The following is a 13,357-nucleotide window of genomic DNA, read 5'->3' as shown; positions in this document are numbered from 1 at the left end:
TCAGCGCTACCAACTGCAATTCCTGGTTCGGGGTTAGGGATGACCTTATGGCTAATCAGTATGGTCTGTTTTGTTACTTCTCAATTAATGGGTGGAATAAATTACGTTGCGACAATTTTGAATATGAGGACTAAAGGTATGGATTTTTGGAAAATGCCATTAACCATCTGGTCCCTTTTTCTTACTGCTATACTGGGAATACTTTCTTTTCCTGTATTGGTTGCAGGTGTGGTATTGTTGGTGTTTGACAGAAGTTTTGGAACTAGTTTTTACTTGTCTGATATCGTAATGGGCACCCAGGTTCTTCCAAATGAAGGTGGTTCGCCGATTTTATGGCAACACTTATTCTGGTTCTTAGGTCATCCTGAGGTATACATCGTAATCATGCCGGCATTAGGTATTTCATCAGAAGTTATTTCTGTAAATTCACGGAAGCCAATTTTCGGATACCATGCGATGGTCTACTCTTTGATCGGAATTACCGTTCTTTCTTTTATCGTGTGGGGCCACCATATGTTTGTAACGGGAATGAATCCGTTGCTGGGTGGTGTGTTTATGATTACCACACTGATCATTGCTGTACCATCAGCAGTAAAAACATTTAATTATTTAGCTACCCTGTGGAGAGGTAACATCAGGTTCACACCAGCCATGTTATTTGCGATCGGACTTGTTTCCTTCTTCATTTCTGGAGGTTTGACAGGAATCTTTTTAGGTAATGCATCTTTAGATATTAATCTTCATGATACTTATTTTGTTGTTGCGCACTTCCACCTTGTGATGGGATCAGCTGCGATCTTCGGAATGCTTGCAGGCGTTTATCACTGGTATCCTAAATTATTTGGCAGAATGATGAATGCAAAACTTGGATATTTACACTTCTGGGTTACGTTTATCTGTGCCTACCTTGTATTTTTCCCGCTTCACTTTTTAGGATTAGATGGCGTTCCTCGTCGTTACTATGCCTTTACTGAATTTGAATTTATGCAAAAATGGGTTACCGTTAATGTACTGGTTACCTGGTCGGCAATTGTCGCTGCCTTAGCGCAAGTGGCTTTCTTRTTTAACTTTTTCTGTTCTATATTTAAAGGTAAGGTTGCCACTCGGAATCCATGGGATGCCAATACATTAGAATGGACAACTCCTGTTGAACATTTACATGGAAACTGGCCGGGAGAAATACCTACTGTTTACAGATGGCCATATGATTATAGTAAACCGGGAGCTATAGACGATTTCATTCCTCAAACCATACCATTCTCTCAAACCATGAGTTCGAATATGCCACATGATTTTGAAGGAAATGCAGAATCTGAACGTATCCAGAAAGAATGGATTAATCAGCGAGAAGAAAATGCACAAGATTAATAGATTGAAAGAAGTCATAAAGCATAAACAAGGTCCGGTTAAGCAAGATTTTCCCTTTATCTTACTACTGATTTCAAATGCTATTTTATTCCTTCCTTTTACAGTTCTTATAATATTTGGTGACACAGGGAAAGAATTTATAATTCCTTCTCAATTTTCTTTAAGTACAATCGTGCTGATTGCCAGTAGCTGGATAGTTTATAAGGCTAAAGATTCCAAAAACAATGACAGAATTAAACAATTCAAGTGTTATTTAATTGCTCTGCTTGTTTTAGGCTCGCTATTTTTAGCTCTGCAGTATTCTGGATGGGATTATACTTTTAATTTACTGAACAATCAAGATAAGGATATAACCTTTGTTATTGTAATGGTGCATGGTGTTCACTTTTTAGTAGCAATGACCTTAGTTCTTGTAACACTTATAAATACACTTAAGATACAAAACAATGCCTATTTCTACATTCATTTCTTAGATCCAAAAGTAAATATGTTCCTTAAGCGAACGTTCAGATTTTGGGACTTCCTTACTTTTCTTTGGGTGATTATTTTTAGCCTCATGCTCTTGAAAACAGGGTTAAAGTCACAATAAAGTGGTTTAACACATGTTTTATTCTTTATAATTTTCTAGTATAAAAAGGTTTTATGTGGCTCTTTTTTAGATTTTATAACCTATCTGGTAATAATCCATTTTTGAAATCCTTTGGGGTTTGGCCGGTAAGCTTCTTAAAAAATCTCGTAAAATATCCTCTATCTTCAAAATTCAAATCATAAGCGATCTCTTTGATTGTCTGGTCACTTTTAATTAGCTTTCGTTTCGCCTCTACAATTAATCTAATGTGCAATAATTGAGTTAATGACTTATTCATTTTTTCCTTTAATATTTGATTCAGCCTTTTTTCTCCAAGTCCTAATTTATTACAATAGAAAGATGCTTTACGTTCAGTTTTATAGTATTTTTCCATTAACACTATAAATTCATAAACACGCTTTTGATTGGTATCTTGTATAAGAAAGGCATCCTGATTTAACCTTATCAGGTTTAGTAAGAATACTTTTAAAAGAGACTTTAATACCAAATAGGTTCCTTTTGGATTTTGGTACTCATCAATTAGAAGGGAAAAGAGGTGCTTAAATCGCATACTCACATCGCTGTCAAGCGGGATAATAGAATACTGGCCTTGCATATTAAAAAGTTTGAATACCTCCAGCGCATATTCTTTGTCATCTTCTTCCAGGTATTCACGCTTAAATGAAATGAGATAGCCATTCATATCATTTGTATCTACTTGAGCTGAGCGAAAAGGGGGAATTAGATAGGCATACTGTTTATTCGTAATTTGATCCTCATACGCTGAATCCTTGTAACTGAACCAAATCATTTCGAAGTATTCTTCCCTACCTGAACCTTGAAGATATTGCTCGGGACAGGAATGGAGGTTATATATTATTAATTTATCGAAATCAATTGGATGGCTTAACATTCATTCAGAACTTATTTAATAGTAGTAATATAAAAAAATGGGACATCTCTAATATAGATCCCGGCTCTTAATTAATTAAATCTCTATGGCAGTTTTCCAGTCGAGCTACCAATTTCTAAAAAATGATGTGTTTTGGCTATCGTTTTGTTCAAGCTTCCCTTATCTACCAATGCCTCCCATGCTGTTAAGCTACCATCGGCAAGACTTCAGACTTGGTGAATGATAAATTCTTAGGCTTCAGGGCGGCTGAATTTTCATCGGCTATATGTATTCTACAATAAGCTTCAACTATGGAATTCATGCCGTAGACTTTATCGCCAACCTTAAAGAATTCCCTCTTTGATTCGATGAAGACGCCTGAAAAACCACAATCAATAAGCTAATTTCCAATAATCCCAATGATCAGTTCAAGTTTTAACTTTCTTATTAATGCAGCAACAAGATTGACCGAGGATGCTTTATTCAATACAAGTAACTGCCCGTCATATTTATGTGGCATTACCACTTCTGAATATATAAAACAACTTTGCCATTTCCTTTTATTTAAATTCTGCCCCGTTGTTGTAGACCTCTACGGAGACTTTCTGCGAATTCAGCGGGATGTAAAACGTATCCTAGATGGCCGCCAGGCACAGATAAAATTTCTGTTCCAAACTGTTTGGCTAAATTGGTGACAGGCCAGGCCGGCATGGTGTGAACTGAATCCATTCCCACACAAAACAATATTTTATCCTTAACGGCCTGCAGCTTATCGGTGTCAAAATCAGTTGAAGGATATTGCCTAAGCTCATGTTCAAACCAATAAGCTTCATTGGGATTTGGTGCATCGCCCTTACTCAACATTAACTGGCCGTCTTTTTGCCCAGGAAGGACCTCATCAACAAATTTTTTCTTTGCAACAGTGCCGCCTTCCCTGGTGTAGATGTCAAATATTTCCTGTACAGACGATTTCCACTTGTCAACATCCGGCAGGTATTTCAGGGCAGTAGGCTCATGCGGTATGAGCGCTTTAACAATCTCAGGGTGCCTGATGATCAACTGGAGGGAAACCAATGCGCCAGAACTCGAGGCAAATATATAAGCAGGATCAGCAGACAGGTGCTTGATCAAAAGCCCCGCATCATCTGCATCGGTGTCGATACGATTGGTGTAGTCTTGCTCAGCCGTTAATCTAGAACCCGAAAATCCACGGCGGTCATAAGTGACTACGGTAAATGTTTCAGACAATATTTCGCGAATGGGTGTAAAGATAAAGTGGTCTCCGTTTGCACCGGGGATCATTAATATAACAGGGCCTTTACCTTTAGTTTCATAATATAGTTCTGCGCCCGTTACGGGCAATATATTACTGGTTACGCCGATGACTTCTTTTTTTACATTTTCCATCTTTTTAAGTCAGATACGTTTATAGCCTTAATAACTTTTCGATGTTGAGATGGCCTATTTTTGCCTTATATTTATCCGATATAGGCGCCTTTTCAAGGAAGTTTCGCGTGTCATTATCAATCAGATAAGGATAATCGCCCGAGTGGATGATGTGATCTGCACCCATAACCGTTATCGCAAAACCTAACTGCGCCTCATCAAAAATACCACTTGGTGTAATGTAGATGTTGTTTTTATAATAAAAGGAAAACGGATGCTGGAGGTTAGTGGCAACAGTGCTTATTTCGCTGTCGATTCTGGAGAGAAAGAAAGGCACGAACTCGCCCCAATGGCCTGAGATCAATTTCAGGTCAGGCAACTTATCAAAGATGCCGGAAAGGATCATACGCATTACATGAATGCCGCTATCCATATGCCATCCATACCCGGTTGCTGGGAAGATGGAATTAACCAACTCTGGCCAGCGATCATCCTTAAAGTAATAATCTGCAATATTCTTGTCGATTAAACCTGGATGCATGTAGATGGGTACATCCAGTTCGGCGGCTTTTGCAAAAATGGGATAGAAAATATCTGCATCAAAAAACTTACCCTGAAAGGTTCCGGCCAGCATCGCACCCTTAAATCCTAATTCCTTTACTGCGCGCTCCAGTTCATTTGCGGCAGCAGCGGGGTCGGCAACGGGCAATGTGGCAAATCCTGCAAACCGGGTTGGATTCTTTCCGATCAGTTCATGAAGCTCGTCGTTTGCTTCCCGGCATAATTCGATAGCCAGGGCAGGATCGGGCAAGGACTGGGGACTTCCTCCCCCATAAGAGATTACTTGCATATCCACGCCACTTTTATCCATAAAATCGATTCGTCGGATACCTACATCCTCAATGTCATCATTTGTTGGAAGGTAGTGATTGAATAAGGTTTGGATGCCTTTATTTTCAGAACCAATGCCGCCAGAATTTTTCAGGCGAAATTGCTTTATCTTTTCAGTGATTTTTGCAGAACTAAAGTGCTCTTCTATTGTTATAATTTTCATTTTTTTCGTATTAATTTATGAATTCAGCCATATTTCTGTTTCTTCGTATAATTTAGCCACCATTTCCGGCTTATCAATGCCGGGAAGATCTTGTGCCACAGGATGGCCTTCCTTGCTTAAGGCATAGCATAGATTTGCATAGCTGGGCCTGAACTTGGAAATTTCTTCCGTGGGGATTGTGATACTACTATTAGGAGTGACAGGCACCAGGGCATCTTTTTCATAGATGGCTTCGAAACCAGCGATGATCCATTCTCTGTTTATTTTTTGTACCCTAAAGATAAGTTTTGCCTCCGATTGTAATTCAAGCAGGTTGCCATCCACATTAATTCTAACCTGGATAGTAGCCATGGTAATAGCTATTGCCCTGTTCCCGTTGAGCCATACCAAGGTGTCGTAAAGTTTATGAGGGGCATAGCCTTTCATTTTGCTGGATGCATCCACAAAGCCGGGGCCGGATCCCTGGTACCATGAAATTTTAACCTTAGAATCGGCGCTGTAGCATTTTTTCATTTCATCCCATTGCGCGTTATCCCGGCAAAACCGCTCAAATTCAATAAGCCCTTTAATAGTAAATTTATCTAATAAATTTTCCGGGGTATTGCCTTGTGGCTTTTTTAGCAACTCTTCCATATTAATATACTTTTAATTCAGGATCAATCAAATCCTGTTTAGATGACAAGACAAATTTATTGACATGTTAGTTGTAATCCTTTGACCTACATCAAAAAAAAACATTTTTTCGATCATGTAACATTAGAGTGAAATGTATTTCCATATTAAAAAACGCAACGCTAAGGTGCGAACTATTTCTAGGTTCCTTTGCAATCCAAAAGCGCCTCCTTACTTGGGATGTTCCAGCCGCGTGATGGGCTTTTTCAGATCCGGGCCTGCCAGGTGCTCTTAATTGATAGCCCTTTTCTGCAAGTTCTGCATGCTTTGAAAAATTGATAGAGCCTCAGCCAAAGCCTCCCTGCACACCTCCATGAATAAGGAAGGATCAGGGCACCGGAATTTCCCAACTGTGTAAAATGGATCTGATTCGATTCAGGAGCAACTTTCCCCAACGTCTCGGTCTTCAACGCAAAGTTTCAATAAAGTCTGGTTTTACGGCCAAAGTTATACTTCAATATTTAAAAGATGATTGATGCTTTTGCAAGATTAGGACGGACGGATACGCTATAATTTGACCTTCACTTAAAAAGAACTATCTTGATTTTAGCCTGCTTAAAGTTTCCTGCGAAACATCCAGGTAGGAAGCTAAAACCCCATTTGAAAGTCGCTGAATAAAATGGGGAGACTCTTTCATGATTTTTTGATATCGTTCGCTCGCAGATAGAGTGGCGAGTTGCTCTAACCTCGAATTTTGGTAGATATATGTTTTTTCCAGCATCATCGTGTAAAACGATGACCATTCCGGAAGGTCATTAACCAGTCCATAAAAATCTTCACGCGAAATAACGGCAAAACAGGAGTCTTCCAGAACCTCAATGATTTCCGCAGTGGGATCTCCTGTAATAAAACTAAGGAGGGCGGTAAATGGAGCATCTTCAAAAAGCACCAATCTTGTTTTTATCTTACCGGCTTTTGTGCTAAAATAAAGCCGGATACTTCCCTTTAGATTGAAGTAGAATTTCCTACATACATCTCCTTCCTTGAGTATATTGGTATTTTTCGAAACCTTTTCATACCGCACGAACTTCAATAAATGCTCCTTTTGTATTTCGTCTAAATTCATGACCTTATTAATTAAATTTAAGAAAGCCGATTTTTCATCTATCTCTTCCAATCGAATGAGTTTATAGCATTGAATATTGGGGTGTCAATAATCACAATTTTAATAAAATTTTATTTAGTATTCATTAAATATACGTGGAAGTGAAAAAATCTATCAGGGTCTTTGCCGGTGTTGATGAGGATTGCCAAGATCGGGATGCTTTCTATCATTTCTTCCGCAAGCGCAAAATTGTTATTTCTCACTAGATGTAGCTCTAGGCGTTTATTTCCTATACTCAGGCGGCTTATTTAGATTTATACTTCCTGAACATTTGATACCGCCTACAGTAAAACCTTGATATGAAAGTTTTAAAATCTATTTTTTCTTTTATTCGTTCTTGTGCCTATTTCCAGCGCTCAGAAAAAAAAATCCGTCTATATCGAACTTGGGGGAAATGCGGTGTTCTATTCCTTCAACTATGACAAGGATGGGTTTTCCGAAAAGAGGGTAGGTGACGATATTTTTTACCGACTTTATGGCGATCTTAGTATTGGATGGACATTTTAAATCAATAAAGCCTCAGTACCCGAATGAATAAAACGTTCTGACATTGCTTGAAAAATAGAAACATCGGACGATCCTATAATCAATATCATGATACACACTTGAACTATGCTTTATAGATTCCTAACAACCTAAATCTGGTCTGAATCTTGCGAAATTCAGTAATTTTTGGAAATAAATATTTTTGAGATAACTTAACATGACGCAAGATAATTAAAAGAACATCCACCTTTTCTGAACTTGATGCGATCAATGTAGGTGATCTCATCGAAGACGAGTTCGGCAAATGGGGAATAGTAAAAAAGATTGACATTCTTAAACGATTAAATTCTGTCAGCTATTACTTTATGCTTGACAAAATGAACGGGACAATATTGATGCTGAAATCTATGTTAATAACGCTAATCATTTAATTCCGGTTGAGTTTCATTCCTTTCTCTCTGCAAGATACAGGATGTAACTTGCGGATAACTGGTGTAACCTAGCGGTGATGAAAGACCAGACCATTTTTGCAAGCCGGTCCGAAATTTCGGTGCAGGCGTCGGCAATGCCTGCTGGATCATCACCTCAGCTAAAACGGCTGTTGAATTCGGTAAAAATAGGATTCAAGGGGAGTGTCTGAAAAAGAGATTGCTCTAGGTTTTTATCGGATAATCCGTTTGTGAACTCTGATGATGTGTAAAGAATTTCTTCAACGTATGTGTTAAATAGGATCGACAAAACAATAATCTTGAAACAGTTTCACCAATTTTTAATTATTCGTATGTACATAAATATAAGTGTTATGGGAAAAATATTTTTGACAAGATGGCGTCAGTTGACAACCTTTTACTCGGTTGATGTCAGGGAGGGCTATGCCAATAAATTTATATATCTTTAGGGTATCSCTGTGGCAGGGTAAGGTATACGATAAAGGTTAGCTTATTACCCGAGGTTTTAGGCCCTAGCCTAGTCTTGGATTTAAAAAGATTGAGGTTTTTAAGGCTACATTGATATCAAGGAATTTTTAATTGATTCTTTACAACATAATTTCAGTTCTCATGAAAATCGCTAATTTTAAGTTTATATTATTGTTTTTTTTATGCGGTGTGTATGGTCTTAAGGCCAACAGCCAGCTTATAGATACTGCCAAGGAAAATAAGGCGATAAGGCTGCTTGTCAAAAAATATGAAGAAGCCTGGAATAAGCACGACTCCAAAGGGTTGGCAGATAACTATACCATAGACGCCACTTGGGTAAATTGGTTTGGCGCCTACTATAAAGGTCGAGAGGATATCCAATTCCATTATAATCAGGTACACACTACGTACTTTAAGACCACTCGGTACTACACCCGTGCCATAGAGGATATCACTTATTCTCATCCCGATCTCGCAATCGCTCACGTGCGTACTGGTTTGGACGGCGATGAAAGGTTTCCGGAGCAGACTTTCGAGTTCCGCAGGATGATCGTACTGGTAAAGCGTAATGGCTTATGGAAGATCCTAGCCGGGCAAAATGCCAAGGTGGAGAAGAATATAAAATAATAGGGTAAATAATTGCTTAGTGCACAAGCCAATTTATTTGACCCCGTTCAACCAATTATTAATTATTTGTAAGTGCTTTGAAAATGGGGTGTTATAGTTTATTTATTCTTGGCGAGACGGGGTCAATCGATCGCGGTTTATCCAGCTGTTAAACCAAATGTTATTTTAAGGCAAATGAAAAATGAGATACCGTGGATAGGCAATTTGATTGATCCCTGCCCACCAATTCGGACCTTCAACATGCTGATTGTAGGCATATAGAGGGAACATTTGCTTTTGGCAATAAGTGGTAACTAGTCTGGTCTGTCCAAATAAGCTTCTTTGGGCACATTTTGCCGGTCCAATCATTAGCCTGATACGGTCTTCTTCCAGCTTTTGCTGGAAGTGCAGCGGATTGTGCAGATTATAATTGATTAGATGTTGTTTTTAGAACAGCTAATTTCATATATTAGTAACATACAAACTGTTCATGAAATATTTATTCTCACTATTATTTTCGCTTATGAACCTTTATGCTTCCTCGCAGGACAGGGCATCATATTATATTACCAACAGCAATGACACGGTCGCAGCAGACATAAGAACCTACATTAATATCCGTGGCAAAACAGATTTATCGATGTTCTCCAGATCAATTCTGGTTGAAGGAGTTGACGGAGCAAAAAAAATAAAGCCTGCCGACATTAAGGCCTTTGTGGTCACAGACTTTGATACCGTTTATAAGTTTGTGTCCTTAAAGRGCRACAAAWCGCGGTTTTTTCATGAGGTAGTAAAGGGTAGGCTATCATTTTATAAGCTTTATGTTCCCGGGAACACGTTACCAATCATGATCAAGGATGATAAGGTTGTTTACCTGAATGTAATCAATCCAAAGAAGCGTATCGCAGAACTGATTGCAGACTGTCCGACACTGTTGAAGGAATGGGTAGAAGGGGAAAAATACACGGTCAGGGATAGGGAAGCGATAGTCAATGCATACAATGGCTGTCGGGACTAAATCTTCGGCAAAATTTACAAGATTTTTATTTTTTTTGAAGTKTTCCTAAACAGCGTGTCTAGCGCTGCATATTTTTAACGAAACTAATAAAAAATCGAATTGAGTAAAGGTTGAGATGATTCTCTTCTAACCTATAGACAGAGGCTAATAAGGATTATTTATTTATAATCTTGTGCACAATACTTATTGAACCTCTTTTGAAAAATCCTGCCGTAGGTTTGCACAAAATTTGCACACATTTTTGACGCAGTGTAACCGAAGGAGGAAAGTTTGTACTGTAAATTACTTATTTTACGAATTCAAGCATGTCAAGGCGTAGTGGTTAATAGGAATCAAAGATTATGAGTCTTCTAGCCTAATCGCCCTATTATGAGGTAAAATGTGCTTTTCTGACTTACAGAGGCAATTTGCTAACTATTTTTGGAACTTCAAAATTTTGCTCCTTTTCGTATTTGTTACTGTTTTATTTTTGCCTCACCACTTCTACAAAAACTCATGAACGATATCTTCATATTTTGATATCCTGCGTTGACGAGCCAAGCAACCCAATGAGGTCGAAAATTGCTTCCGTCATGAACTCTTCTTATGGAATACTTTATTTAATCGATTGTCTAAAGACACCCTTTAGTTACGCTTGTCGAAACCGTAAATTTGACCAAACGATAAATTTCTATAGTTTCAAAGTTATAATCCCAAGATCTTTTTGTACAGTTTTACCAATGATCCTTGCGTGCTGTGTGTGGGCTGTGCGAAACCATAAAACCCCATCGCTGGCATTTTATAGTTTCTAAATTGGCTACATCCTCCTAACCTGTGCATATCTGATCCAAATCCCTATCTTTAAAAAAAATCATCATGAAAGCGCTTTGGAACATCGTCGTCAAAAACGTATCGAACATCATGAGTTTGATCGGGATTATTCTATCTATCTACTTCGGTGTCTATTACGTCCCTGCATGGCTAGAAGATGCAGAAAAACAGAAATTCTACAATGCCCAAGCCAGCCTTGCGCAATCGATCAAAGAACTGATTGATCTTTAGCGATTCCACCTGCACCTATCCAGAGATACAGTCGCTGGTCAAGGCAAAAGAAATTATTCTTAATAAAAGTTATCCCCTCACTACAGCTCAGATCATGGTCGAATTGGAGGCCTCTTTCATGGACAATAAATTTTGCCACTAGAAAAAAGAAAGCAACTGATCGCCGAATCGCAGCTGATCAGAAAGACCATACCACCAAATTTAAACAAAGCGGAAGAGAAGAAAAGTTCAGTTCCCCTACTGGGTTGGTTATCGGTGATCTTTACCCTAACCGCAACAGGTGGTGCCGTTTACGGCTATTACCTTAGATACCTCAAGGAAAAGGAAACCCAGGAAGAAATCAACAACCAGGTCAGTCAGGTTGAGGCAGAATTCACGGGCTATCGAGGCGGCATCGCCTTTGAAAGCGAAATCGTCAAGGCTCTGCAGAATTATCCAGGCGTTGAGGTAAGGCGGTTGGGTGAACCAATGGATTGGGGGTTTGACATCGAATTCACCTATAATCAGAGAACCCTATACATCGAGGTCAAATACCTCACCAGCAGCAAGGTCGACCTGTCCTCGATACAAAAGTTCTTCCACAAACAAAAAGGACGACAGGGCGAATTCTGGTTCGTACATAACAATGAGCTGACCAAGATGTCTCAGCACAGGTTCGAGGAACTTAACCAGCTTTTCGGTTCATCAAGACCATGTAAACTCATCCAAGCGAGTTCAGCGGCAGAATTTACCGAAAAATTAAAGGAATTTTTAAGCTAAACGTCTCCGTCCCTCATCACAGGGCAGGTAGTAACTTGAAGATCGACATTTTTCTCACTAGCCAAGGTTTTTCGTTCAGATTTGAATGCGTTTAAATGAACACCACCTTGTTTCTCAAAAAACTAAATAATAACAACCGAACGTATCGCCTCAAAAATGAATGAAAAACGTGAAATAAAGGGAATATGGTTTATCCCAAGTTCACCCGAGATTGAAGTAGGGGGAATTTTGACCTATGAGCCTGGAAAGATAATCAAGCTTGAACTGATTGGAGATTTGATGCAGCGTACCGACTTCACTGCATATTTTGATGACAGCAAGCATGAAGTAATTTATGGGGTCACGAGTACAGGTAAAAAAATCTCGATTTATGAGTGTTATGGTTCACTTCTGTCTTCGTCAACTCTGGTAATCCGGTTAGGGTGAGATGGAAAACTGTTCTTTCGGCAAGCAATACCGACCTTGCCTTATCATCAGCTGGACAAACTAACTCATTCGACCCTATGGCACCGATTTTGAATTATTTGTAAAATAATTGGAAAACAAGGAGTTGTAGTAAAACTATCTTGGGCGAAAGGGGGGAATCTACAGGTATCCACTCCACTTCTGAGGGGCACAATCATGTCTTTGATGAGGGACTAAAGGTAGTAAGTCGGACAAACGAACTTATTTGACCCCCTGGCGCCAATTTTGAATATTTGTAAGTTTATTGGAAAACAAAGAGTTGTAACACAATCATTTTGGCGAAAAGCGGTCAATCTACAGCGGTTTATCCACCATATCATCAGTTATCATTATTCAATAGATCAATCCTGTTGATACATCATTTTTATCATATCATTAGCTTGATGTCGAAGATGAAATATCCCTCTTCAGCACGCATGGACTGAAGTGGAGCACGGTTACCATATGCAAAATGTAGGCGCTGTCAAATATTTTCTAGTCCAAGCTTGAATCCTGAGTCTGTATGATCCACGTTAATAAGAATTTCAGAGCGCAGCAAGAGCGCTTCCCCGTTAAGGGTAATTGAAATGATCGCTGGATGAAGTATATCTTGTCTATCAAGATATTATAGTGGTCAATTTTGACCGAAACACATTAACTCAGAATCCTAAATGACGTGATAACCCCTTTAGTAGCAATATATGCTTTGTTGTTTGCAAACGGGTTTTCATGTGCCAGCATTATACATAATAAATTATTTGTATTTACAGGGCCCATCTTCCCGATTTTTTCATGTACCTAATGAAGAGGTAATATATGCCGATAAGAATTATCGAAATAATAAAAACCAGGTTTCTGACTTCCACGTTGTAGCTGGTCAGCTGAGGATAGTAGAATAATAGGATAGTAACAATTCCCATGATCCAAATCGCTTGGGTATTATACTCTTTTATAAGCCATCTTTTACCATTAAATTGCATGCTCGAGATGGTCTGTCCCAGGCCATGGATTTTAAATAGCCATCTATGAACATTTACAGTA

At 38.8% G+C, this 13,357-nt stretch carries 12 protein-coding genes and 1 pseudogene; 7 read left to right on the top strand and 6 right to left on the bottom strand.

Annotation, left to right across the window (positions count from 1 at the left end; genetic code table 11):
* On the top strand, positions 1-1,368 hold a 1,368-nt coding region (locus tag EZ449_RS22050), incomplete at its 5' end, for a cytochrome c oxidase subunit I (protein ID WP_131563004.1).
* Positions 1,355-1,957, top strand: coding sequence for a hypothetical protein (locus EZ449_RS22045; protein WP_165499833.1), 603 nt, complete (start codon positions 1,355-1,357; stop codon positions 1,955-1,957). The genes EZ449_RS22050 and EZ449_RS22045, both read left to right, overlap by 14 nt.
* Positions 1,958-2,030: 73 nt before the next feature.
* On the opposite strand, the gene EZ449_RS22040 is transcribed toward EZ449_RS22045, so the two are convergent.
* The 5 genes from EZ449_RS22040 to EZ449_RS22020 form a co-directional block, all read right to left on the bottom strand.
* Positions 2,031-2,849: a helix-turn-helix domain-containing protein gene (locus tag EZ449_RS22040; RefSeq protein ID WP_131563000.1), complete on the bottom strand. Its 819-nt coding sequence runs from the start codon at positions 2,847-2,849 to the stop codon at positions 2,031-2,033.
* A 543-nt stretch (positions 2,850-3,392) separates the two neighbouring features.
* A complete protein-coding gene (locus tag EZ449_RS22035; RefSeq protein ID WP_131562998.1) occupies positions 3,393-4,235 on the bottom strand; it encodes an alpha/beta fold hydrolase in 843 nt (280 codons plus the stop codon).
* 19 nt (positions 4,236-4,254) lie between these two features.
* The gene (locus tag EZ449_RS22030) at positions 4,255-5,268 is read right to left on the bottom strand and encodes an amidohydrolase family protein (RefSeq protein ID WP_131562996.1); all 1,014 of its coding nucleotides are present in this window, start codon (positions 5,266-5,268) and stop codon (positions 4,255-4,257) included.
* A gap of 15 nt (positions 5,269-5,283) precedes the next feature.
* On the bottom strand, positions 5,284-5,901 hold the full coding sequence (locus EZ449_RS22025) for a bile acid 7-alpha dehydratase (RefSeq protein WP_131562993.1): 618 nt from the start codon (positions 5,899-5,901) through the stop codon (positions 5,284-5,286).
* Between the two features lie 574 nt (positions 5,902-6,475).
* Positions 6,476-7,057, bottom strand: coding sequence for a Crp/Fnr family transcriptional regulator (locus EZ449_RS22020; protein WP_131562991.1), 582 nt, complete (start codon positions 7,055-7,057; stop codon positions 6,476-6,478).
* Between the two features lie 1,532 nt (positions 7,058-8,589).
* Between EZ449_RS22020 and EZ449_RS22015 the strand changes: the two genes are divergently transcribed.
* The 5 genes from EZ449_RS22015 (at position 8,590) to EZ449_RS21995 (ending at position 12,298) form a co-directional block, all read left to right on the top strand.
* Complete coding sequence (locus EZ449_RS22015) at positions 8,590-9,075, top strand: SgcJ/EcaC family oxidoreductase (protein WP_131562989.1); 486 nt, start codon at positions 8,590-8,592, stop codon at positions 9,073-9,075.
* 469 nt (positions 9,076-9,544) lie between these two features.
* On the top strand, positions 9,545-10,072 hold the full coding sequence (locus tag EZ449_RS22010) for a hypothetical protein (RefSeq protein WP_131562987.1): 528 nt from the start codon (positions 9,545-9,547) through the stop codon (positions 10,070-10,072).
* Positions 10,073-10,927: 855 nt separating this feature from the next.
* Positions 10,928-11,113 (top strand): hypothetical protein, encoded by a 186-nt coding sequence (locus EZ449_RS22005; protein ID WP_131562985.1) that lies wholly within the window; start codon positions 10,928-10,930, stop codon positions 11,111-11,113.
* A gap of 132 nt (positions 11,114-11,245) precedes the next feature.
* Complete coding sequence (locus tag EZ449_RS22000) at positions 11,246-11,872, top strand: restriction endonuclease (protein ID WP_165499832.1); 627 nt, start codon at positions 11,246-11,248, stop codon at positions 11,870-11,872.
* A 156-nt stretch (positions 11,873-12,028) separates the two neighbouring features.
* Positions 12,029-12,298 (top strand): ApeA N-terminal domain 1-containing protein, encoded by a 270-nt coding sequence (locus EZ449_RS21995; RefSeq protein WP_131562981.1) that lies wholly within the window; start codon positions 12,029-12,031, stop codon positions 12,296-12,298.
* Positions 12,299-13,080: 782 nt separating this feature from the next.
* Here EZ449_RS21995 and EZ449_RS22895 read toward each other — a convergent pair.
* A pseudogene (locus EZ449_RS22895) lies at positions 13,081-13,357 on the bottom strand (methyltransferase family protein); the annotation flags it as partial.

This window comes from Pedobacter frigidisoli, assembly GCF_004331675.1.
GTDB lineage: Bacteria > Bacteroidota > Bacteroidia > Sphingobacteriales > Sphingobacteriaceae > Pedobacter > Pedobacter frigidisoli.
This window is presented reverse-complemented; position numbering and strand designations above follow the sequence as displayed.